Genomic DNA, 21,913 nt, shown 5'->3' with positions numbered 1-21,913 from the left:
GCACGCCGAGAGCACGCACCAAACGCCGCGGGGCCGCCCTCCGGGCGACGACGGGAGTTTGACGACAGGCCCTAGGCCGCCCCGCGGGCGGCGCGCCGGGCGGTCCCCGGACCGGCGGGCCGGGTTCGCCCTCCGGAGCGGTCGAGGGCAGCCGCCTGCCGCAGGCGCCCGCCCGCCTCCGTCCGCCGCGCCGCGCCGCCGCCTAGGGTGCGGTCCGACCGCCCCGGACCCCGGGCGGAGCGACCGCCGCTCCACCGGCCCCATTCCACGGAGGAACAGATGCCCAGTCCGCAGCAGCCCTTCGGCACCGTCGTCAGCAGCATCGGCGTCAACCTGCGCAAGTACCCCAGCACCGACTCCGCCATCACGGGCACCCTCGCCCACGGCGCCGAGATCGGCCTCAAGAGCAAGGTCCACGCCCAGGACATCGACGGCAACACCATCTGGTACCTGCTGCGCGACAAGCCGGTGTGGGTCGCCGCCCGGCACGTCGACAACACCGGCCAGGTGCCCCTGTCGAAGGACGTGGAACCCGCCCAGCCGACCGGCTGACCAGCGCCCCGCCCCCGCCCCGCGCCGCCGGCCGCCCCGACCCCGGCACGGGGCGGCGCGCGGCCGGCCGGGGCCGTCGTACCGTCAGGTCGTCTGCGTCAGCCGCCCGCCGGCGCGCGGTACGCGGGCCTCGCCCGGCGCCGGGGCGCGGTTCCACGCCATCCGCGACCACGGCAGGGCGAGTTCGCCGCGGTCCGCGACCTCGCGCGGTGCGAGCGACGAGACCGGGAGCGCCTCCCGGTGTCCGGCGTACACCGTGTCGACGTAGCGGTGCCCGGTGTCGGCGGCGACGAACAGCACCGTGCGCCGCGGCGCGCGGTCCCGCTCGTGGCGTGCCGCCAGATAGCCGGCGCCCGCCGACAGCCCCGCGAACACGGCGTGCCGGCGCAGCAGGTCGACGCTGCCTGCCCGGGCCGCCTCGAAGGAGATCCAGTGCACGGTGTCGTACTGCTCGTGCGCGACGTTCCCGAAGGGGATGGAGCTGCCGATCCCGGCGATGATGATCTCAGGGTCCGCGACGTGCCCGGCGCCGAAGGTGACGCTGCCGTACGGCTGCACGCCCACCAGCTCGACGTCGCCGCCCGCCTCGCGCAGGTAGCGGGCGAGGGCCCCGGTCGACGCCCCCGACCCCACCCCGCCGACGACGGTGAGACCGTCCGCGCCCGTCTCCGCCCGGATCCGGTCGGCGACCGCGCGGTAGCCGGCGTAGTGCACGTCGTCGTGGTACTGGCGCATCCAGTGGTACTCGGGGTGCTCGGCGAGGATCTCGTGGATCCGCTCCACCCGCCGCTTCTGGTCCAGCCGCAGGTCGCTGCACGGCTCCATCTGCTCCAGCGTCGCCCCCAGCACCGCCAGCTGGGTGCGGAGCGTGTGGTCCACGGTCGTCGAGCCGACGATGTGGCAGCGCATGCCGTACCGGTGGCAGGCCAGCGCGAGCGCGTACGCGTAGATGCCGCTGGAGCTGTCCAGGAGGGTGTCCCCGGGGCGCACCGCCCCGGTGTCGAGCAGGTGGCGGACCGCCGCGAGCGCGGACACCGCCTTCATCGTCTCGAAGCGGAGGCAGACGAGCCGGTCCTCCAGCCGTATCAGGTCCGGGCGGCCTATCGACTCCGCGATGTGCTGGTCCACAGCAGCTCCTCGGCAGGGTGGGAAGGGGATATGGGGGTGTACGCGCGGACGCGCACGCCGGGGGTGGCGAAGACCCGGGCTGCGGGGATGCCGTGGGCGTCCAGGGCCTCCAGGCAGCCGCGCACCTGGTACGGCAGCCCCGGCGCCGCCGCCCGGGCGGCGTCGAACAGCACGCCGGCCACGGCCCCGCTGTGCGCGATCTGCACGCCGACCGCCCCGACCCGGCGGGCCACCGCGGCCAGCGCCTCGAACTCCGGGTGCCCGAGCACCCGCTGGCCGCGCCGGGCGCTGGCGGTGGCGACCGCCCCGAGCAGCCGCGCGTCCTGTGCGGCCACCGCCCGGCGCAGCAGGGCGCGCAGCCGCTCCCAGGCCCGTACGTCGGCCTCGCCGGCCTCCCGCACGGGCAGGGCCAGGGTGTCCACGGGCGCACCTCCGCCCAGGTCGCAGCCGACGACGAGCAGCGGCGGCAGGGCCGCGCCGAGGACTTCGAGGACGCGGCCCTCGCGCTGCGCGAACAGCACCGGCCGCCCGTCCAGCATCAGCGGGTCGCAGGCCAGCTCCGCCCGTACCGTGATCCGGGCGACCGCCCCGGTCGGCAGCCGCACCCCGTACGCGTCCGCGACCGCGCGCACGGCGGCGATCACGTCACTGGTGGAGCTGCCCATGCCGAGGCCCACCGGGATGTCGCCCGCCAGCAGCAACTCGCCGCCACTGGGCGGCAGTCCGGACCGCCGGGCGCACTCCGCCACCGCGAGCGCGGCGGCCCGCGCGGCCTTGGTGCGCGCCGCGGGGGCGACCGTGAGCGCCTGCGGGTCCGTCCCGGGCCGGATCGTGAAGACGGCGCTGCTCCCGGGCCCGGCCATGGGCAGGGTGACGAGCCCCGGGCACGGGCGGCCCGCGCCGTCGCGGAAGACACCCTGCAGGATCTCGCCGTGGTGGCAGGGGGCCTGCCCGCGCCCGGTGGTTCCGGTGGTGCGGGGGGTCACGCGCCGCCCACCGCCGCACGGTAGCGGTAGAGGAGGGTCTCCTCGCCGCTGAACTGGGAGAAGGGGAAGGGTTCGGCGGACAGGGCGGTGACGCCCGAGCCGAGGAAGGCGCGGGCGACGGCGCTGCCGCTCTGCGCGTAGACGACCAGCGGGATGCCGCGGTCGCGGCAGCGCCGCAGCACGGTGTCGAACGAGCCGTTCCCGAGGGTCATCCCGGTGCAGACGACCGCGTCGGCGCGGTCCAGCACCTCGTGCATGTCGGAGGTGACGGGATCGCCCCACTGGGTGGCCTTCAGGTTGAAGTCGCAGGGCACCGGTACGCCGCCGCGCTCGCGGATGGCGGCGACGAGCGGGTTGACGACGCCGATGAGGCCGACGCGGGCCCCAGGGGCGATGTCCAGCAGCCCCGCTATCGCAGCGTCCCGGGCGGCTGCCCTGACCTCCGGCGCGCCGGCCGGCAGGACCACCGGCTCGGCCCGCCCGGCCGCCGCCGCAGCCCGGTGCGGGTCCGCCCCGGCCAGGTAGGCGTCGAGGGCGGCGATCCGCAGCGGGCGCGGCGCCTCGCGCAGCAGTACGTCGAGGGGCGCGCCGGAGTGTTCGCGGCACAGCGACGGGTCGATCTCCCCGGCCTCGAAGGCGCACCCGCCGAAGGCCCCGCCGACCCGGACGAGGACGTACTGGTTGAGGTAGGTGGTGTCGCCCCCGGCGAGCCGGGTGCCGTGGTGGATCCAGAACACGCTGGTGGCGGTGAGGTCGCTCGGGAGCGGGCCGTGCCCGCCCGCGAGGACCGCCTCGGCGAGCGCGTCCACGGAGTGGACGGAGTCGGCGGGCTGGACGGTGTCGATACGGGTCATGGGTTCCTCGGGTTCCTTGTCTTCACTTCTCGTCACTGGCGGATACGGGTACGGGGGCGCCGGTCGGTGGTGGCGCGGGCCGCAGCGGGCCGCGGTAGGCGACCGAGGGCCGGCCCAGCGCGTCCGGGGCGGGTACGGCGTCCACCTCGAAGACCTCCGCGAGCAGTTCCTGGGTCAGCACGTCGGCGGGGGGCCCGCAGGCGGCCAGGCGGCCGCGGTGCAGGAGCAGCAGCCGGTCGCAGTAGCGGGCGGCGAGCGACAGGTCGTGCAGGACGACCAGGACGGTCTGCGGGGTCCCGGCCAGCAGCTCCATCAGCTCCAACCGGTGCCTGACGTCGAGGTGGTTGGTGGGCTCGTCGAGCAGCAGCGCGCGGGGCTGCTGGGCCAGGGCGCGGGCGAGGTGGGCGCGCTGCCGCTCACCGCCCGACAGCGCCTTCCAGGGGCGGTCGGCGAGTGCGGTCAGGCCGACGCGGTCCAGGGCCGCGGCGACGACCGCCCGGTCGGCGGCGTCCGGCCCGCGCCACCGGCTGCGGTACGGGGTCCTGCCCAGGCCCACGACGTCGGCGACCCGCAACTCCCCGTCCGCCCCCGCCTCCTGCGCGACGAACGCGACGCGGCGGGCGATCCGGCGGGCGTCCCAGCCCCGCACGGACTCGCCGTCGTAGCGGACGGTCCCCGAGTCGGGGGCCCGCAGGCCGGCCAGACAGCGCAGTAGCGAGGACTTGCCGGACCCGTTCGGCCCGAGCAGGCCGACCGTCTCGCCGGGCGCGACCTCCGCGCTCACCCCGCGCACGACGGGCGCGCCCGCGGCCGACCAGACGACTTCCTCGGCGGTGATCCTCACAGCTCACCCCGCCGGCGCAGGACGAGGAGGAACAGCGGGACGCCCAGCAGCGCGGTCACCACGCCGACGGGGACCTCGCGCGGCGCGAACGCGGCCCGGGCGAGGGCGTCCGTCCACACCAGGAACACCGCCCCGGCGAGCGCCGTGCACGGCAGCAGCACCCGGTGCAGCGGCCCGACGAGGAACCGCACCCCGTGCGGGACGATCAGCCCGGCGAAGCCGATGGCGCCGACCGTGGCGACCGCCACCGCGGTCAGCACGGCCGTGACGACGAGCAGCAGCAGCCGGGTGTGTCGTACGCCGATGCCCAGGGAGGCCGCGGTGTCGCTGCCGAAGGCCAGCCCGTCCAGGGCGGTGGAGCAGAGCCAGGCCGCGGCCAGGCCCAGGGGGGTGACGGCGGCGCAGACGGCGACGGTGTTCCAGCGGGCGGGCGCCATCGAGCCCAGCAGCCAGTGGGTGACGGCCCGCGTGGTGTCGGCGTCCGCCGAGGCCATCAGGACGAGCGAGGTCAGCGCGGTGAACAGCTGGCCGACGACGACCCCGGTCAGGACGATGCGCGACGAGTCCAGCCCGGTGCGCCGCAAGAGCAGCAGGAGCAGCGCGAACGACACCAGCGCGCCGACGAGGGCACCGCCGGTGACGCCCAGCGCGTGCGATCCGATCCCGAGGACGACGACGGTGACGGCCCCGGTGGAGGCGCCGGAGGAGACGCCGAGCAGGTACGGGTCGGCGAGCGCGTTCCGCGTGACCGCCTGCAGCACCGCGCCGCATACGGCCAAGGAGGCGCCCACCAGGGCGGCCATCAGGACGCGCGGCAGCCGCAGGTCCCAGACGAGCGAGTCGAGCAGCGGCGGCAGCGGCTCGACCGGCAGGCCGAGGCGACCGCCGAAGGCGCGGGCGACGTCCGTCCAGCCGACGTCGGCGGTGCCGATGCGGACGGCCGCGGCGACGGACGCGGCGAGCACTCCGGCCCCGAGCAGCGCGAAGGCGGCGGCGCGCACCGCCCCGGCTCCTCCGGTATCGGGCGGCCCGCCGGCGTCTCCCGCGGCAGGCCGCGACCCGGATGCGGCGGGTGGGGGCAGCAGGAGGTCCGCCGAGTGGCCGGCGGCAGCCTGCTCAGTGGCCATGCCCGTGGTCCTTCAGCCCGGCGGCGATCAGTCCGAGGGCGTGCACGGAGCGCACCGACGGGTCGAGTTCGATGCCCGGCACCTCGATGATCCTGTTGTCGCGGACCGCCGCCAGCTTGGAGACGACCGGGTGCGCCGCCATCACTGCGCGCTTCTCGGCGGCGCTGTCACCGGGGCGGCCGCGCTCGGACAGGTCGCCGATGACGATGAAGTCGGGGTTGCGCTTGGCGACTTCCTCCCAGGAGACCTCCGGCCAGTCCTCGGCCACGTCGTCGAAGGCGTTCTTCGCGCCGACGATGCGGCTCATCTCGCTGGGCAGGCCGCTGCCGCCCGCCACGTACGGCATCCCGTTGAAGACGGAGTACAGGTAGACGACGGTCGGCCGGTCCGCGCCGCCGTGCGGTGCGGCGGCGGCCTCCGCGGCCTTGGCGACCGCGGCGCGCTGGTCGGCGGCGAGCCGGGCGGCCCGCTCCTCGACGCCGAAGACCCTGCCGAGGTTCTCGTAGTCCGAGAAGAGGAGTTCGAAGGCGGTCCTGCCGGCCGGGTTCTGCTGCGGGCAGTCGACGGCGCTGACGAACGCGGGGACCTTCAGGGCGGCCAGCTCCTCGCGGGTGCCCGCCCGGTCCGCGGTGTACAGGTCGGCGGAGCCGGCGACGGCGAAGTCGGGTGTCGCGGCGCGCAGTTGCTCGCCGGTCGCGATCTTCGGTGCGATGACGGGGACCTTGGCGTAGGCGGCCTGGTACTGCGCCGGGATCTTCGTCTTGAGGTTGGCCGTCCCGGCCATGCGGTCCTGCAGGCCCAGTTCGAGCAGGGTCTCGGTGGACGCCTGGTCCAGGGCGACGGCGCGCTCGGGCGGCTTGGGGAGGGAGAGTTCGCGGCCGCAGCTGGTGATCGCGGCCGCCGCGGCCGGGGAGCGGTCGGAGGACGGGGCGTGGGTGCCGGTGGTGCTGCCGGCGCAGCCGGCCGTGGCCAGGGCGAGGGCGAACACGAGGCCGAGGCGGGCGGGATGGCGCATGGGGATTCCGTTCGGGAAGCGGGCACGGATGTCTTCGGCACCGCCGGGGCGGGGTGCCGCGTTCGAAGGGTACTGTAATGGTAATCATTTCCATTAACGATTCCGGGGGCGGTCCTCCCCGCCGCCACCCACGCACCCAAGGAGCACCCACCCGTGGCGTCCACACCTGCGCCGACCACCGCCGACTCCGCGGCCCCACAGGCCCGTTCGGTCCTCCGCGACCCCGCCTTCCTGCGCCTGTGGGCCGGCACCACCGCCTCCGGGCTCGCGACCTGGGCCCTGCCCTTCGTCCTCGGGCTCGCCGTCCTGCACCGCGACCTGGGCGCGGGCGGCCTCGGCCTCGTCCTCGCCGCCCGCACCGTCGGCTTCCTCCTCGCCGTCGCCGTCGGCGGCGTCCTCGCCGACCGGCACTCCCGCCGCTCCGTCGTCCTCTGGTCCGGCCTCGCGGCGGCAGCCGCCGCGCCGCTCCTCGCCGCCGGACTCGGCCGCTCCCTCGCCCTCATGACCGCGGCCGCGGCCCTCGCCGGAGCCGGCCAGGGCGCCTGCCGGCCCGCCTTCCAGGCCCTCACCGCCGAAACCGTCGACCCCGCCCGCCGCCAACAGGCCAACGCCGCCATGACCCTGGCCGTCCGCAGCTCCACCCTCGCCGGCCCCGCCCTGACGGCACTGCTCGCCGCCTGGCTCGACACCGCGACGCTGCTGCTCGGCATCGGCGTCCTGTGGCTCGTGGCCGCGCTCGTCCCGGGCCGCGGCACCGCAGCCCCCGCTTCGCCCGCGGACGCCGATGCGGACCCCGACGCCGGGCCGGCCGCCCCGCGCGCGGGGTTCCGCGCCGAGTTCCTCGAAGGCCTGCGCGAGGCGCGCCGCCACCCATGGTTCCTCGCCGGCCTGGGCGCCCTCGTCGCCGTCGTCGCCCTCGGCTACTCCGCCACCAGCGTCGCCCTGCCCCTGATCAGCCGCGACCGCTACGGCACGGAGTGGGTGCTGGCCGCCGCCACGACCGCGTACACCCTCGGCGCGCTCGCCGGGGCGCTCGTCATCGCCCGCATGCGGCCGCGCGCCCAGGGCTGGGCGGCCCTCGCCGGGCTCGCCGCGTACGGCGCCGCCCCGCTCAGCCTGGTGCTGCCGGTGCACCCGCTCGTCATCGTCGCCGCGTACGCCGTCGCCGGAATCGGCATCGAACTGTTCAACGTGCCGTGGTTCACGGCCACCCAGCGGGAGGTCGCCCCCGACAAGCTCGCCCGGGTCTCCTCACTGGACTTCCTGGTCTCCTACGGCCTCGCCCCCGTCGGCCTGGCCCTCATAGCCCCCGCCATCGGCGCGTTCGGGACCGCGCCCGTCCTCGCGGTGTGCGCCGCCGCCTGCTTCCTCGTACCGGCCGCAGCCGCCCTCGTCCCGACGTCCCGCCACTTCGCCCGCACCGCCCCCTCGGCCGCGGACTGACCCCGTACACGCACCGGGCAGGCGGCGGCCGTGGCGCAGCCGTCACGATCCGCCGCCGAACCCCCACGACTCGATGTCCCGGTAGCGGATCGGGCCCGGGCCGCGCCCGAAGTTGCTGCCCACCAGGTGCAGCCGCGCGGCCGGCCAGGTCCGGCCGGCGAACCCGGCCAGGCCCGCCGCGGCGCCCACCACGCTGGTCAGGTCGTCGCGGCGGGCGCGGGCCAGCGTCAGGTGCGGCCGCAGCGGCCGGTCCGCGAAGGCGATCCCGCACTCCTTGACCGCCGCCCGGACATCGGCGGCCAACAGGTGGAGCCCCTCCAGGTCCCCGCGGATCCCGCTCCACAGCACCCGCTCGTCGAAGTGCCCGCCGCCGTCCAGCGCCAGCCGCAGCGGCTCACGCGCCCCGGCCAGCCCGGCCAGCGGTGCGTGCAGCCGCGGAACCACCGCCGCCGGCAGCTCGCCCAGGAACGCGAGGGTGATGTGCCAGTCCTCGATCCGGTTCCACCTCATGCGCGGGTACGCCGCGTACGCGGGCGCCAGCTCCCGCTCCAGCTCCTGCTTCGCGTCGTCGGGCGGGGCGAGGGCTATGAACACGCGGACGGTCGGGGAGGGGCTCTGTTCCTTCACAGGCCATTCGTACACCACCGCCCGCCCGGCACCCCGACGCGGGCCCGGGCCCACCGCGTGCGTACTGCACCGAAACCGCGGACGCCCCCGGCCCGCCCGTGCGAGAGTGTGCCCGGAGGCCTCCGCGCCGGATCCCCGCAAGGGCGGCGCCGGAGGGCGACGCGGAACGGAACCGGACGGGGCGAGGGCGGGGTGGGGCGGTAGTGGGCGGGCGCAGGCTGCTGTCGTTGTCGGACGCACTGGTGCTGCTCGGCGGCGACCCGCCCGCGGTCGCCGCGCTCGACCGCGCCCTCGGCGGCGCCCTCGGCGCGGCCACCGGCGGCATCGGCGACGGGCTGCTGCGGATCGCCGACGCCCGCGGCAGCATCGTCGCCCTCGGACGCGACGCCGTACACGGCCTCGGACGCCGCCTCGGGCACGCCCAGGGCCGGGCCGAGCGCACCGAACTCCTGCACGCCGCCCACACCGTGATCGTCGTCGTCGCCTGGTTCGAGGCGCTGGACGCATCCGAGCTGCCGTTCGGCGTCGGCGACCTGGAACTGACCCGGGGCGAACAGCTCGCCCTCGCCGGCGCCCCCGAACGCAACGCCCGCGGAGCGGCCTTCGCCCACGCCCTGGCGGCCGTCGACGCGCCCCGCCCCGCACCCCACCGCCCCTCCGAGGACGTCACCGCCGAGCTGCTGCGCTGGTACGGCGCGCTGTCGGACCGCTTCCTCTCCTTCGCCGAAGGCCTGCACGTGTGGAGCGCGCTCAACCCGTCCGAACGCTCCACCGCGGTGCGCGCCCTCGGCGCCGACCTCGCCCCCCGCGCCGTCGCCCGGTACGAGGACCTCTACGCCCGACTCGCCCAGGAGGCACCCGAGTTCGGCTTCTGGACGGCCCAGGTCGAGCACCAGGCCACCCGCGACCGGATCCGGCTCGCCCTCGCCGGCATCGAGGAGCTGCTGTCCGGGGCGGCCCGCGGAATGCGCCCGCCCGCCGACGTGGCGGCCGCACTCGCCCGCGCCGCCGAAGCCGTCCTGGCGCGCCCCGTCCTCGACGCCTCCACCGCACCCGACGGCATCCGCGTCCCCGCCCTGCGGGACATGTACCTCGACCCCGACTTCCGGGTCCGCGCGGCCGACGGCACCGGAGGCCCCGCCACCGAAGCGTGGTGGGAGGAGGCGCCCGTACGCCGCGACCTGACGTGCTACCTCGCCGGAGCCCTCACCGACCCGGGCGGGGCCCACGCGCCGCTGCTCGTCCTCGGCCAGCCCGGCGCCGGCAAGTCCGTCCTCACCCGCGTCCTCGCCGCCCGCCTCCCCTCCGCCGGCTTCCTGCCCGTCCGGGTTCCGCTGCGCGACGTGCGCGCCGAGGACGACCTGCAGGAACAGCTGGAGCAGGCGGTGCGCGCCGCCACCGGCGAGCGGGTCGCCTGGCCCGACCTGGTGCGCTCCGCCGGCGGGGCGGTCCCCGTCCTGCTCCTCGACGGGTTCGACGAACTGCTGCAGACGACCGGCGTCCACCACAGCGACTTCCTCGTCCGGGTCGCCCGCTTCCAGCAGCGCGAGGCCGACCAGGGCCGCCCGCTGCGCGCCGTGGTCACGAGCCGCACCGCAGTCGCCGACCGCACCCGCTACCCGGAAGGGCTCGTCGCCCTGCGCCTGGAGCCGTTCCGCGCCGCCCAGATCCGCCGCTGGCTGGACCTGTGGAACGGCGCCAACGCCGCCGGGCTCGCCGCCCGCGGCCTCCGGCCGCTGCCCTGGGACGCCGTCGCCCGCCACGCCTCGCTCGCCGGGCAGCCCCTGCTGCTGACCATGCTGGCCCTGTACGACGCCGCCGACAACGCCCTGCCCCGCAGGGCCGACAGCCCGCCCGGCACCGGCGCCGACGGCGGCGACCCGCTCGACGAGGCCGAGCTGTACGAGGAGCTGCTCACCTCCTTCGCCCGGCGCGAGGTGGACAAGACCGCCGGGGACACCCTCCCCGAGCACGACCTGGCCGAGCTCGCCGAACGGGAGCTCCAGCGGCTGTCCCTCGTCGCGTTCGCCCAGCTCAACCGGCGCAGGCAGTGGGTGTCGGCCGCGGAGCTCGACGCGGACCTGACGGCGCTCCTCGGCCGGCCGGCCGCCGAGTCCGCCGGCTTCCGGGCCCCGCTCGGGGCGGCCGAGGTGGCGCTCGGCCGGTTCTTCTTCGTCCAGCGCGCCCAGTCCCTCCGCGACGGGCGCATGCTGTCCACGTACGAGTTCCTGCACGCCACCTTCGGCGAGTACCTCGTCGTACGGCTCGCACTGCACGTGCTCACCAGCCTGCTCGCGGACCGGCCGGCCCTCTCCGCGGGCGCCAGCCGCATCGACGACGACCTGGCGTACGCCCTGCTCTCCCACGCCCCGCTGTCCTCCCGGCAGATCCTGCGCTTCGGCGGGTCGATGGCCCGGCGCATCCCCGACGGCGAACGCGAGCGGCTGGTGCGGCTGCTCGTACGGGTCTTCCACCAGCACGGCACCCGCACGGACGACCCCCACCCCGCCTACCGGCCCGCCCCGAACCGCACCTCGTCCCGGCACGGCACCTACGGCGCCAACCTGGTCCTGATGCTGCTCTTATTGGCCGGGCGCACCACCGCCGACCGCCTGTTCCCGGACGCGTCCGACCCCGCCTCGGCGTGGCACCGCAGCGTCCTGCTGTGGCGGTCGTCCTTCAACGAGCAGCAGTGGACGGACTTCGTGCTGTCCGTCTCCGTACACCGCGGCTGGACGGACAGCGGCCGGAGCCTGGAGATCCGCCTGCGGGAGGAGGAGCAGCGGGCGCCCGAGCCGTTGGACATGCACTGGCTGTACCGCCGGCCGCAGCGCGACACGGTCCTGTGGTCGCGCACGTACTGGGACGACGTGTGGCACAAGATGGACGTCACGGGCGGCACGACCGACCTGCTGGTGCGGCACGCCGTCGACCCGGTCATGGAGCTGCTGGGCCCGGCCGTCACCCTGTTCACCTCCTCCCGCGAGGGCGGGCCCGCGACCTCCCTCGCCCACGACCTGCTGCGCCTGCTGATAGGGGGCAGCACCGGGCTGCCCGTCGACGAACTGGCCGACCTGTACCGGCGCGTGGGCCGCGCGCTCGTGCTGCTGCCGGACGACGCGCCGATCAGGGAGCCGGTGACCCGGCTGCTGGCCGATGCGCTGCGCAGGGACGGCGCCGTCCTGCCCGGCAGCACGCTCCTCCACCTCGACCGCGCCGGCCTCCGCGAACGCCGCCTCCGCGAACGCCTCGCGGAAGCCGTCCGCACCCACCACCCCCACCTCCTGCGCATGCTGCTGGACCACTGACGACCCCCGGCCGGGCGCCGGCGCAGGCGACCGCCGGGGCTACTGCGCGCAGCGGTAGGTGAAGGCGGCCTCTGCGGTGCGGCGGTCCGGGGAGCGGAGTTCCAGGCGGGCGGTGGCCGGGTAGTCGCCCTTGCCGTGGAAGGTCCACAGCAGGTGGAGCCTCGCCTCCCGCTGGCCCTTCACCAGCCGCTCGGTCAGCTCCTCGGAGCGGGTGCCGTCGCTGCGGACCCAGCGGTAGGCGAGGGTGCCGGCGCGGCCGTTCGTCCGTACGGCGGCCACGACGTCGGCGGTTCCGCCGCACGCCGGACCGGCCGGATCGGTGGAGACGGCCACGTCGCGGACCTCGATGCCCGGGCCGAGGCGCTGCCAGCCCAGGTACAGGAGGACCGCGGCGAGGATTCCCGCGGCGAGCGCGTACCGGCGCAGGCCGCTGCCCCGGCGGGCAGGGGCCGCGGGCACCGGCACGGGGAACGGGGCGAGGGCGGCCGCGGTGACACCGGGGCCGAAGCGCAGCACGGAGCCGTCGACCCGATCGGGCGCGACGAGGGTGGGGCCCTCGGACGGCGTCCCGCTGATCCAGTGGCTGCCGAGGGCTGTGGCGCTGTAGTCGTCGTCGCTCATCGGATCTCGCACCGTCTCGTCAGGATCTGCTGGACCGCGGCGCCGGAGGCGGCGGCGGGCGTGGTGGTGGCGCGGACGCTCCAGTAGCAGCCGGTGCCCTTGAAGGAGAGCGTCCGCGGGGTGCCCGCCGTGGAGGCGGGGAAGGTCATGGACCCCTCGGACACGGCGGCGGTGCCGCGGCCGTCGCTGCTGAACCACTCCAGGCGGACGGTCGCCGGGCCGGTGGCGCTGACGGCGAGCGTCACCTGGCCGGTGGTGAAGCCGCTCTGCCCGAACGAGGTCACGGAGACCGAGCGCACCTTCACGGCCGGGGACGGCGGCGGGGTGGTCGGCGGCGCCGTCGTCGGCCCGCCCGTCGGCGTGCCCGGGGTGCCGGGGGCCGGCGAGCCGGGGCCGGGCGCCGGTCCGGACGCCGAGGCGGAGGCCGACGGCGACGCGGACGGCGAGGCGGAGGCGGAAGCGGAGGGGGAGGCCGAGTCCGACGGGGACGCGGACGGAGAGCCGGAGGCGGAACCGGAGGGGGCCGGGCCGCCCGTCGGCGGGGCGGCACTGGTCGTCGCGAACGAGCTCAGCGCCGCCGCCCCGCCGGTGTTGTCCGTGGCGGCCGCCTGCTGGACGGCCAGCAGCAGGCCGAGGACGAGGGCCGCGCCGGCGCCCAGCCAGCCGCGCCGGCCCGGCGCCCACAGCGACGTGCTCGCGGTGGCGGTCGTGGACGCGGCCGTGCCGCCCGCGGAGGGGAACAGCAGCGGCAGCAGGGCGGCGAGCGCGGCCAGCTTGCGCTGCCCGCGCTCCTCCCAGTCGGGCCCGTACGCCCCGCAGGCGATGTCCTCCAGCTCGGCGACGAACGCTTCCGCGTCCTCCGGCCGCTCCTCGGGCCGCTTGGCCAGGCCGCGGCGGATCAGCGGGCGCACCGGCTCCGGAGCCTCGGACTCCGGCACCGGGGCCTCGATGTGCTGGAGCGCGAGCTCGGCGAAGTTCTCCCCGGCGAACGGCTTGCGGCCGGTCAGGCACTCGAAGAACGTGGCCGTGGCCGCGTACACGTCGGCGGCGGGGGAGGCGGGCCGGCCCTGCCACTGCTCCGGCGCCATGTACGCGGGCGTCCCGGCGACACCGGCCTCGGTGCCCCGGTCCGCGGCGATGCCGAAGTCGACGAGCTTCGAGGAGCCGTCGGCCGCGACCAGCACGTTCTCCGGCTTGTAGTCGCGGTGGACGACGCCGGCCCGGTGCGCGGCGGCGAGGCCGAGGAGGGAGCCCTTGAGCACGACGAGTGCCGCCTCGGGCCCGGTCTGCCCCGACTCGCGCAGCAGCTCGCGCAGCGCGATGCCGTCGACCAGCTCCATCACGATGGCGGCGCCGGCGGGCGACTCCACGTACTCGTACAGCCCCACCACGTACGGCGAGTGCAGGCCGCCCAGCAGCCGCGCCTCGGCGCGGAACCCCTGGACGAACGCCGGGTCCTGGCGGAGCCGGTCGCTGAGGTACTTCACCGCGACGGGCGTGCCCGTCGCGTCGTGCACCGCGAGCACCACCCGGCCGCTGGCTCCCGAACCGAGCTCTCTGGTCTCCGTGTAACCGGGGACCACCCACGCTTTCATCTTTCCGTCCCCCCTGCTGTGGAGTTTCACTCTTGCAACACACGAACGAGCCCCGTCCGGTTCCCGGACCGGTGGTGTGGGTGTCGTCGTCCCCGCCGGGACGCGCCGGCGGACGCCACCTGGCGCGCCGGGGACGTGCCCGGGCTGCGGCGGGGTCATGATAGGGCCCGCCGCGGACACCGGGACCCCGCGGGGCGGGGGTCGGCACCGCGGCGGCCGGTCAGAGCGGACGCGGTGATTCCGCCTGGTGCGCGGACTGTCCCCGGCCGCTGCTAGGGTGACGTGTGCTCGTCAAAGGCGGGCCCTCTCTCCCATGCACCGACACTTCAACGGGGGTTGAACGTGAAGCTTCGCCATGTCCGCGCCGTAGCCGTATTCGGCATCGTCGTCTTCGCTCTCACCGGCGCCCGCGGCTCCCACGGCGGCAGCTGCGGCGGAGGCCACAGCTCGTCCGGCTCCAGCAGCTCGGGCGGCAGCAGCTCCGGCGGAAGCAGCAGCAGCGGCACCACCAGCGGCAGCGACGGCAGCGACAGCAGCAGCACCAGCTCCTCCGGCTCCGTCTCCGGCGGCGCCAAGGCCGGAGACAAGGCCGAGCGCGACATCCGCATCAACGAGTGCAAGATGGACGCCTCCGGCAAGAAGCTGGTCGCCCGGATCACCGTCACCAACAGCGGCTCGCTGGACGCCACGTACGGCTTCATCGTGAAGTGGCGCGGCGACTCGACGGCGAGCCCCGCCGTCGCCTCCGTCACCGGCCTGAAGGTCAAGGCCGGTGCGTCGCAGACGACCGAGGCCACCACCACGTACCTCGGCAAGGGCAACGGCAGCGAGTACAAGGAGTGCGTGGTCTCCAGCGCCACGAAGAACACCTTCTGACGGACGCTCCGGCACACCGGCACACCGGCACACCGGCACACCGGCACACCCCGCATCCGGCACCCGCGGTCCCGGCGCGCGCGCAGAACACCGCGCGCGCGCCGGGACCGCGCCGTTGTCAGCGCCCCGCCGCGGCCGTCCCATCCCGCCCGGCCCCGCGCCGACGGCGCAGGTGCCACCACGCCCCCACGGCGGCGGACGCCGCGGCCAGGCCGACCAGCAGCGCGGGCCAGCGGCCGCCCGCCGTCCGCACGTCCGCGAAGACCACCAGCAGCACCACGCCCACCGGCACCAGCACCGACGACAGCACGCGCACCACCCCGGCGAGCGCCCCCGGATCCAGCCTGGAGGCGGTGCGCCGCCGCTCGGGGGGCGGCACGTGCAGGAGGTAGGAGTCGGCGGCCCGCGCCAGCAGTCGCCGGGTGGCCTTCCGGTACGAAACCGCCATGTACGGCATCCAGACCAGCGGCACCACCATCCCCACCGCGAGGACGGCAACCAGCAGCGCCCACTGGCCGATCCGGACGAGCCACGCCCGCAGTCGGCTCCCGCGGCTCTCCTCGGCGGTGGTCAGCAGGCCGAGGAGGCGGGCCATGCGCAGAGTCACCCCGACCAGGACCGCCCACCGGCTCCGCGGCACAGGACCCGCGGACTGCGTGCCTGCGCCGCCCGGATCCGCGGTGAGCGCCCGCGCCGCCGACTCCGTGTCCGGGTAGACCCCCTGCAGCACCAGCAGCTCGGCTGCCCGCTCCGGCGCGGTCGGATCCAGGCCCGTCACGGCGGCCAGTTCCATGACGGTACGCGCCTGGCGCAGCAGCGCGGCACAGAACGCGACCGGGATGAACACCAGGAACGGGCCGCCGACGAACGCCCCCTCCGCCACCGTCGCGCGGGTCCCGCGGGCGATCACCGCCGCCCCCAGCGCGGAGGCGTCCGCGTCCGGCATCTCCGCGCGCAGCCGCGCCACGGTGCGCGCGGCCCGCGGACCGTTGTGCCGCAGCGCGAACCCGGCCAGCAGTTCGGGCAGCCGGCCCGGCCGGGCGAGCACCGCCTGCAGCAGGTTCCGCGGCTCCCCGGCCGCCGCACGGCCACGACGCCGGCTCATGGCGCGGGATCCCTTCCCATACCGGGCGGCCCCGATTCCGGTCGCGGCCCGCCGCCCGGCCGGGCCGCGGAAGCGGATCCGGAGCCGGGATCCGCGGCGGGCCCGTCGCCGGCCGCCGCAGCCGCTCCGGGCGGCGTCCCCTCCGCCGGACCCTGCGGGCGGCGCAGCAACCGCGTCACGATGCTCGCGACCACCGCCGCGAACACCACGAGCGGAGTCTGGTGGTAGGCCCCCTGCCCCAGCAGCAGCACCGTGAGCACGGAGCTCGTCAGCGGCAGCCCGGTGACCGCCGCGGCGGCGGCTGCGATGCCAAGCGCCAGCCCGGGCGTCGTGCCCAGCCCCGGCAGCCCCGAGCACACCACGCCCGCGGCTGCGCCCACCAGGATCGACGGGAAGATCGGCCCGCCGCGCAGCCCGCCCAGGCTGAGGCCCCAGGCCAAGCCCTTGAACAGGATCAGTGCACACAGCGCCGCGATCGGCCAGGCGTGCGGGTCGGCGGTCAGCGTCCCCAGGGTGATCTGCCCGGACAGCGCGGCCTCCGCCGGGTCACGGCCCGTCACCAGCGCGTACACCGCCAAGCACACGCCCACCCCGACGGCGCAGAGCACCGTACGCAGCCCCGTCCGCGGCCGGATCCACTTCTCGGTCCGCCGGCCGAGCGCCATGCCCGCGGCGATCAGCGCCGCGATGAGCGCAGCGGCGGGGATCCCCCACAGGAAGTCGGCGGCGTCCGGGGTGAAGCGGGGCGGTGCGGTCGGCAGCGCCAGATCGCCCGTGGACAGCCCCGTCCAGTCCCCGAACCCGGTGAACACCAGCGCCCCGGCCCCACTCGCGAGCAGGGACGGCAGCAGGACGACGACCATCCCCGTGCCGCCGAGCCCGGCGGCCTCGATGACCAGCACCGCCGCCACCAGGGGCCCGCCGAGGATCGTGGAGATCGCGGCCGTCTGCCCGGCCGTCGCGATGACCGCCCCGTTCATCGCGTCCAGGGGCTTCCGGGACAACTGCGCGGCGAGCAGCGCGAGGCCCGAGCCGAGGGCCATCAGCGGCGCCTCCGGCCCGAGGACCACGCCCAGCGGCAGCGTCAGCAGTGCCGCCACGACCACACCGGGCAGCGCCTTCGGCCCGACGGGCGGTCCGCCGAGGCCGTGCGCGGGGACGTGCCCGCCGCCGCCCGGCATCCGGGTGACGACCGGCGCCAGGATCAGCCCGGCCAGCAGCAGCCAGGGCAGCGGCCACCACCACGGGGCCCGGTCGAAACCGAGGTCCTTGGGCCAGTCCTCCCACACGAGGTTCTGCAACGCCAGCTGCGCGCTGACGAAGAAGAAGGACACGAGCGCGACCGGCACGCCCAGCAGCGCGGAGAGGAGCAGCAGCCGCCGGTATCCGCGGCCGGCCAGGATCTGCCGCAGCTGAGGATCTGCGGCCGAGGTGGGCGCCATGCCGCCATCCAAGATCCTCGGGGCTCCGGCCGCCCGTCCGGCTGCTCCGACCGGACGAGCGGGCGCCCCCCGCGGGCGGCACGGGCGGGCTCCGGACCCGGCCGGGGTTTGAAGCCGGGGGGACGGGTCAGACGCAGGGCATGGTGCGCATCGGATACACGATGATGACCGAGCAGTCCGGGCCGCGTGCGCTTGTCGACGACCTCGTGGCCGCCGAGGCCGCGGGCTTCGACTTCTCCGTCATCTCCGACCACTACTTCCCCTGGCTCGAAGAGCAAGGACACTCGCCCTACGCGTGGAGCGTGCTCGGCGCGGCCGCGCAGGCCACCGAGCGGATACCGCTCATGACGTACGTGACCTGCCCGACCTACCGCTACCACCCGGCGGTCGTCGCCCAGAAGGCCGCCACGATGCAGCTGCTCTCGCAGGGCCGCTTCCGTCTCGGCCTGGGCTCCGGCGAGAACCTCAACGAGCACGTCACCGGACGCGGATGGCCCGCCCCGCGGGAACGGCTGGAACGCCTGGAGGAGGCCGCCGTCGTCATTCGCCGCCTCCTCGCGGGTGAAACCGTCGACCACGACGGCCGGCACTTCCGCGTCGACAGCGCGCGGCTCTTCGACCTGCCGGACCGGCCCCCGGAGATCGGCATCGCGGTCTCCGGCCCCCGCTCCTGCGCCGTCGCCGGCCGCCACGCCGACCTGCTCATCGCGATCGAGCCCGAGCGCCGGCTGCTGGAGGACTTCGACCGCAACGGCGGAGCCGGCAAACCGCGCGTCGGACAGGTGCCCGTCTGCTACGACCCCGACCGGGACGCCGCCCTGGCCCGCGCCCACGAGCAGTTCCGCTGGTCGGTCGGCGGCTGGCAGGTCAACGCCGAGCTGCGCGGCCCCGCCGCCTTCGCCGAGGCCACCGCCGCGGTGAGTCCCGAGGACGTCGGCAAGTCGATCCCCTGCGGCGCGGACGTGGAGGACTTCGTCGCGGCCGTGCGCCCGTACGCCGAACTCGGCTTCACCGAGGTCGCGCTCGTGCAGATCGGCGGCGCCCACCAGAAGCCGTTCCTCCAGTGGGCCGAGGCCGAACTGCTGCCCGCCCTCCGCGAGCTGTAGAGAGAACACTGCGAAAGGAACCGTGCACGATGGACGACATGGACCAGGGAGGCGCCGGCGGCGCCCCGCTCGACGACGACACCCCGCAGGACCGGCGCAGGCGCCCCGGCAACCACAGGGCGCAACAGCCCGGCGGCACGGGTCGCGAACGGCCCCGCGGAGAGCGGGGCGCCGCCGCCGACGAGGACGCCCGCGACGGCGAGGCCGGCGACGCCCTCAGCCCCAGCCCGCAGGCCCAGCGCAGGACGGCGCGCGGGCCCGGCCCCGGCCACGACTGACGCAAGCGCTCCTCCGGCGCAGCACAGCCCGACGCCCCCGGCTTCCGAGCCGGGGGCGTCGTACGGTGTCGCGTGCGTCGTCCTCAGGCGGGCCATCGGCCGGTGAGCCGGCGCACGCCCGTCGCACCGGCCCGGTCCACGGCGGCCTTGACCGCGGCGAAAACCGCACCCTGCAGGGCCGCGGCGATCAGGATCTCCGACCAGGCGCGGTCCTCGTCCATCGCGTCGGGAGCGTCGCCCTGGCGGCCCATGAGCTTCCACACCTGCTTGAACACCAGCCCGGCGAGGAGCCCTCCCGTGGCGCCCAGCGCCATTCCGACGGGCCGGTAGGCGAGCTTGGCCTTGTTCACGTCGTCCTCGTTCCTTTCCGTTTCCCGGGTCCGTTCCCGATACTCAGGTGCGGTCCGCGATGTACGCGTGGACCGTCTTGCCGCCCTCCGGCGTGGGCCGGACGGACAGCTCCTCGGCCAGGTGGTTGACCAGGATCCAGCCCCAGCCGCCCGCCCCGTCCACGTGCGGCGGCCGGCGCACGGGCGGGTCCGGGCTGGTGTCGCTGACGTCGATGCCGACGCCCGCCTCGTACCGGGCCAGGTGCAGGGTGCACGGCCCCTCCGTGTGCCGCACGGCGTTGGTGACGAGCTCGCTGACCACCAGCAGCACGATGTCCGCCGTCGCCGCGGCGACCGGCCGACCCGCCTGCGCCGCGTCTCTGAGGAACCTGCCCGTGGCGCTCCGGGCACTGGCCGCGGCAGCCGCGTCGTGCCCGGGGTCGAGGGACTGTTCCAGTTGGAGGGTCATCGCCTTCTCTCCGGTCGCGCGCGTGCGGTCGGGCCGGTGGGCGTCGTGGTGCCGGTCGTCGCGGTGCGGGTGGGGGCCGCTGCTCAGTCCGGCGGTTCGACGGGCGGGGGAGTGGCCGGGACGTCGGCGGGGCGCTCGCGTCCGCCGCCCCCGCCGCCCTTGCCGCTCTCGCCGCTGCCGCCGCGTACGGCCTCGTCGGCGCGCCGGCGCTCCTCACGGTCGCCGGCCTCGCCGGGAGCCTGCGAGGGAGGTGTCGGCTTGCGCCGCTCCGCCTCCGAGCCGGCACCGCGCTCCGGCTGCCGGCGTCCTCCGGTGTCTCGGGTCATCGTCTCGGGCCTTCCTGTCGGATGGGCGCGCCGTCCCGTGCACGGGCATGACCGCCGGCCCGGCGGTCGTACGCGCGTACCTGCGTGCCTACCGGTGCGGCTGCCCGGATCCTCCGACCGGAAACGACCCGCGCCCGCAGGGGTGAGACCTCGGCGGGCCGGGGTAGACGCCGGGCCATGAGAAGCCAACCCCTTGTCCCGCGGCCGCCCTCCGACGCCTCGCGCAGCCTGCTGCGCGCCCTGGAACGGCTGGAACAGTGGCCGGCCCCCGACCGCATCGCCTCCACCCTCCGCCGGGTGGTGCGCGCCGTGCCGCTGGGCCGGGCGCGGGACGTCCTGCACGGCCTGCCCCTCGGGCATCCGCTGCACCCGCTGCTCGTCCAGGTCCCCGTCGGAGCCTGGCTCTCCGCCGCCGTCCTCGACTGCGTGCCCGGCCGCAGGACCGAGCCGCAACTGCTGATCGGCGTGGGACTTGCTGCGGCCGGGCCGGCCGCGGTGGCCGGCTGGGCCGACTGGGCGGAGCTGCCGCCGGAGCAGTCCCGCGTCGGCCTCGTCCACGCCGCGTCGAACATCGCCGCCGTGTCCCTCTACGCCGCCTCCCTGGCCGCCCGCCTGCGCGGCCGCCACGTCCGCGGCCGGCTGCTCTCCACGGCCGGGTTGGCGGCCGTCGGCCTCGGCGGAGCCCTCGGCGGGCACCTGGCGTACCGGCAGGCGTCCGGCGCCAACCACGCCGAGGCCGTCCCCCACCTGGTCCCCCAGGACTGGACCCGCCTCGGCCCGGTCTCCGATTTCCCCGCCGGCCAGGCCGTACGAGCCGACCTGGCCGGGGTGGAACTGCTGGTGGTCCGGGAGGCCGGAGGCCAGATGCACGCCCTCGCGGGCCGCTGCTCGCACATGGCGGGCCCGCTCGCGGAGGGCGACATCGACGACGGCTGCGTGCGCTGCCCCTGGCACGGCAGCGTCTTCCGCCTGTCGGACGGCTGGAACGTCCGCGGCCCGGCGACGTCCCCGCAGCCGTCCTTCGAATGCCGCACTGTGGACGGCCACATCGAAGCCCGCCTCCGCCGCCACCACTGACGGCCCGGATGGGAACCGCCGGCCGAGCAGCGCCCGACCGCCGCGAGAGCGGGCCGGGGGCTCAGCCCTGGAGGGCGGAGGCCGCGATGCGCAGGTCGGCGACCAGGCCGCGGTAGGCGGCGTCGCGGTCCGGGGCCCTGAGGACGGCAGAGGGGTGCACGGTCGCCAGGAATTGGGCGTCGGGAAGGGCCGCGGCCCCGCCGGCTCCGGGGCCGTCGGGGGATGGGAAGGGCCGGAGTACACCGCGGTGTTCGCCGACGCGGAACGGGCCGCCGAGGAGGGCACGGCCGGCCGTGGCGCCGAGTGCCACGACCAGTCCGGGCCGGACGGCGGCCAGCTCGGCCGTGAGCCAGGGACGGCAGGCGGTCATCTCGCGCAGGTCGGGCGCCTTGTGGATGCGCCGCTTCCCGCCCTCCGGCACCGTGAACTTGAAGTGCTTCACCGCGTTCGTCAGGTACACCTCCGACGGGTCCAGCCCCGCTTCCTCCAGCGCACGGCGCAGCAGGCCGCCCGCCGGTCCGACGAACGGCTCCCCGGCCCGGTCCTCCCGGTCCCCGGGCTGCTCGCCGACCAGGACGACCCGGGCCCGCCCGGGCCCTTCGCCGAACACCGTCTGCGTGGCCGCCGCGTACAGCGGGCACCCGCGGCACCCGGCTGCGGCCCGGCCAAGTTCGCCGAGGTCGTCCGTACGGGGCACCCAGGGGCCGGCGTCGTACGCCTGCCCGTCGTGCCCGTCCTGCGTGCCCGCCTTCACCGCCTGCCGCCCCGCCCGTGCTCGCTGCGCCACCTCGGCCACCTCCTGCGG

Annotated in this window: 22 protein-coding genes; 7 read left to right on the top strand and 15 right to left on the bottom strand. The window is 76.2% G+C overall.

Annotated features, from left to right (window positions below):
* Nucleotides 1-279 precede the first annotated feature (279 nt).
* On the top strand, nucleotides 280-552 hold the full coding sequence (locus IE170_RS31580; protein ID WP_189812914.1) for an SH3 domain-containing protein: 273 nt from the start codon (nucleotides 280-282) through the stop codon (nucleotides 550-552).
* 84 nt (nucleotides 553-636) lie between these two features.
* Here IE170_RS31580 and IE170_RS31575 read toward each other — a convergent pair whose 3' ends face one another.
* Genes IE170_RS31575 through IE170_RS31550 form a run of 6 tightly spaced genes read right to left on the bottom strand, consistent with a single transcriptional unit; the run spans nucleotide 637 to nucleotide 6,506 of the window.
* Nucleotides 637-1,680: a pyridoxal-phosphate dependent enzyme gene (locus IE170_RS31575; RefSeq protein WP_189812913.1), complete on the bottom strand. Its 1,044-nt coding sequence runs from the start codon at nucleotides 1,678-1,680 to the stop codon at nucleotides 637-639.
* Nucleotides 1,653-2,666 carry a GHMP family kinase ATP-binding protein gene (locus IE170_RS31570; protein ID WP_189812912.1) on the bottom strand — a complete coding sequence of 338 codons (1,014 nt, stop codon included), beginning with the start codon at nucleotides 2,664-2,666 and terminating at the stop codon, nucleotides 1,653-1,655. Before IE170_RS31570 ends, IE170_RS31575 begins: the two co-directional genes overlap by 28 nt.
* Nucleotides 2,663-3,520 carry a Rossmann-like domain-containing protein gene (locus tag IE170_RS31565; RefSeq protein WP_189812911.1) on the bottom strand — a complete coding sequence of 286 codons (858 nt, stop codon included), beginning with the start codon at nucleotides 3,518-3,520 and terminating at the stop codon, nucleotides 2,663-2,665. The genes IE170_RS31570 and IE170_RS31565 overlap by 4 nt, the downstream gene beginning before the upstream one ends.
* A 22-nt stretch (nucleotides 3,521-3,542) precedes the next feature.
* Entirely contained in the window at nucleotides 3,543-4,364 is an 822-nt protein-coding gene (locus IE170_RS31560; protein ID WP_189812910.1) for an ABC transporter ATP-binding protein, read from the bottom strand.
* Nucleotides 4,361-5,491: a FecCD family ABC transporter permease gene (locus IE170_RS31555; RefSeq protein WP_189812909.1), complete on the bottom strand. Its 1,131-nt coding sequence runs from the start codon at nucleotides 5,489-5,491 to the stop codon at nucleotides 4,361-4,363. Before IE170_RS31555 ends, IE170_RS31560 begins: the two co-directional genes overlap by 4 nt.
* The gene (locus IE170_RS31550) at nucleotides 5,481-6,506 is read right to left on the bottom strand and encodes an ABC transporter substrate-binding protein (protein ID WP_189812908.1); all 1,026 of its coding nucleotides are present in this window, start codon (nucleotides 6,504-6,506) and stop codon (nucleotides 5,481-5,483) included. Before IE170_RS31550 ends, IE170_RS31555 begins: the two co-directional genes overlap by 11 nt.
* 153 nt (nucleotides 6,507-6,659) lie before the next feature.
* Here IE170_RS31550 and IE170_RS31545 point away from each other — a divergent pair, with 153 nt between their 5' ends.
* Nucleotides 6,660-7,949: an MFS transporter gene (locus IE170_RS31545; RefSeq protein WP_189812907.1), complete on the top strand. Its 1,290-nt coding sequence runs from the start codon at nucleotides 6,660-6,662 to the stop codon at nucleotides 7,947-7,949.
* 42 nt (nucleotides 7,950-7,991) lie between these two features.
* Here IE170_RS31545 and thpR read toward each other — a convergent pair whose 3' ends face one another.
* Entirely contained in the window at nucleotides 7,992-8,576 is a 585-nt protein-coding gene (gene thpR / locus IE170_RS31540) for an RNA 2',3'-cyclic phosphodiesterase (protein WP_189812906.1), read from the bottom strand.
* A 227-nt stretch (nucleotides 8,577-8,803) separates the two neighbouring features.
* Between thpR and IE170_RS31535 the strand changes: the two genes are divergently transcribed.
* On the top strand, nucleotides 8,804-11,884 hold the full coding sequence (locus tag IE170_RS31535) for an NACHT domain-containing protein (protein WP_189812905.1): 3,081 nt from the start codon (nucleotides 8,804-8,806) through the stop codon (nucleotides 11,882-11,884).
* A gap of 39 nt (nucleotides 11,885-11,923) precedes the next feature.
* On the opposite strand, the gene IE170_RS31530 is transcribed toward IE170_RS31535, so the two are convergent.
* Together IE170_RS31530 and IE170_RS31525 are read right to left on the bottom strand one after the other, a co-directional pair.
* Nucleotides 11,924-12,505: a hypothetical protein gene (locus IE170_RS31530; RefSeq protein WP_189812904.1), complete on the bottom strand. Its 582-nt coding sequence runs from the start codon at nucleotides 12,503-12,505 to the stop codon at nucleotides 11,924-11,926.
* Nucleotides 12,502-14,100, bottom strand: a complete 1,599-nt coding sequence (locus IE170_RS31525) for a serine/threonine-protein kinase (RefSeq protein WP_189812903.1) — start codon at nucleotides 14,098-14,100, stop codon at nucleotides 12,502-12,504. Before IE170_RS31525 ends, IE170_RS31530 begins: the two co-directional genes overlap by 4 nt.
* Before the next feature lie 342 nt (nucleotides 14,101-14,442).
* Between IE170_RS31525 and IE170_RS31520 the strand changes: the two genes are divergently transcribed.
* Nucleotides 14,443-14,976: a hypothetical protein gene (locus IE170_RS31520; RefSeq protein WP_189812902.1), complete on the top strand. Its 534-nt coding sequence runs from the start codon at nucleotides 14,443-14,445 to the stop codon at nucleotides 14,974-14,976.
* A gap of 118 nt (nucleotides 14,977-15,094) precedes the next feature.
* Here the strand turns inward: IE170_RS31520 and IE170_RS31515 are convergent, their stop codons facing one another.
* Nucleotides 15,095-16,081, bottom strand: coding sequence for a hypothetical protein (locus tag IE170_RS31515; protein WP_189812901.1), 987 nt, complete (start codon nucleotides 16,079-16,081; stop codon nucleotides 15,095-15,097).
* The gene (locus IE170_RS31510) at nucleotides 16,078-17,523 is read right to left on the bottom strand and encodes a chloride channel protein (protein WP_189812900.1); all 1,446 of its coding nucleotides are present in this window, start codon (nucleotides 17,521-17,523) and stop codon (nucleotides 16,078-16,080) included. Before IE170_RS31510 ends, IE170_RS31515 begins: the two co-directional genes overlap by 4 nt.
* 140 nt (nucleotides 17,524-17,663) lie before the next feature.
* Between IE170_RS31510 and IE170_RS31505 the strand changes: the two genes are divergently transcribed.
* Together IE170_RS31505 and IE170_RS31500 are read left to right on the top strand one after the other, a co-directional pair.
* Entirely contained in the window at nucleotides 17,664-18,629 is a 966-nt protein-coding gene (locus IE170_RS31505; protein ID WP_189812899.1) for a TIGR03557 family F420-dependent LLM class oxidoreductase, read from the top strand.
* A 29-nt stretch (nucleotides 18,630-18,658) separates the two neighbouring features.
* Nucleotides 18,659-18,907, top strand: a complete 249-nt coding sequence (locus IE170_RS31500; protein ID WP_189812898.1) for a hypothetical protein — start codon at nucleotides 18,659-18,661, stop codon at nucleotides 18,905-18,907.
* A gap of 83 nt (nucleotides 18,908-18,990) precedes the next feature.
* On the opposite strand, the gene IE170_RS31495 is transcribed toward IE170_RS31500, so the two are convergent.
* From IE170_RS31495 to IE170_RS31485, 3 genes are all read right to left on the bottom strand, one after another.
* Nucleotides 18,991-19,257, bottom strand: coding sequence for a DUF4235 domain-containing protein (locus IE170_RS31495; RefSeq protein WP_189812897.1), 267 nt, complete (start codon nucleotides 19,255-19,257; stop codon nucleotides 18,991-18,993).
* A gap of 43 nt (nucleotides 19,258-19,300) precedes the next feature.
* Entirely contained in the window at nucleotides 19,301-19,705 is a 405-nt protein-coding gene (locus IE170_RS31490) for an ATP-binding protein (protein ID WP_189812896.1), read from the bottom strand.
* An 83-nt stretch (nucleotides 19,706-19,788) separates the two neighbouring features.
* Nucleotides 19,789-20,031 (bottom strand): hypothetical protein, encoded by a 243-nt coding sequence (locus IE170_RS31485; protein ID WP_189812895.1) that lies wholly within the window; start codon nucleotides 20,029-20,031, stop codon nucleotides 19,789-19,791.
* Nucleotides 20,032-20,208: 177 nt separating this feature from the next.
* Here IE170_RS31485 and IE170_RS31480 point away from each other — a divergent pair, with 177 nt between their 5' ends.
* On the top strand, nucleotides 20,209-21,108 hold the full coding sequence (locus IE170_RS31480; RefSeq protein WP_189812894.1) for a Rieske (2Fe-2S) protein: 900 nt from the start codon (nucleotides 20,209-20,211) through the stop codon (nucleotides 21,106-21,108).
* A gap of 61 nt (nucleotides 21,109-21,169) precedes the next feature.
* Here IE170_RS31480 and IE170_RS31475 read toward each other — a convergent pair whose 3' ends face one another.
* Entirely contained in the window at nucleotides 21,170-21,862 is a 693-nt protein-coding gene (locus IE170_RS31475; RefSeq protein ID WP_189812917.1) for a UdgX family uracil-DNA binding protein, read from the bottom strand.
* Nucleotides 21,863-21,913 lie beyond the last annotated feature (51 nt).

It is taken from the genome of Streptomyces toxytricini (assembly GCF_014649915.1).
GTDB classification, from domain to species: Bacteria; Actinomycetota; Actinomycetes; order Streptomycetales; family Streptomycetaceae; genus Streptomyces; species Streptomyces toxytricini.
This window is presented reverse-complemented; position numbering and strand designations above follow the sequence as displayed.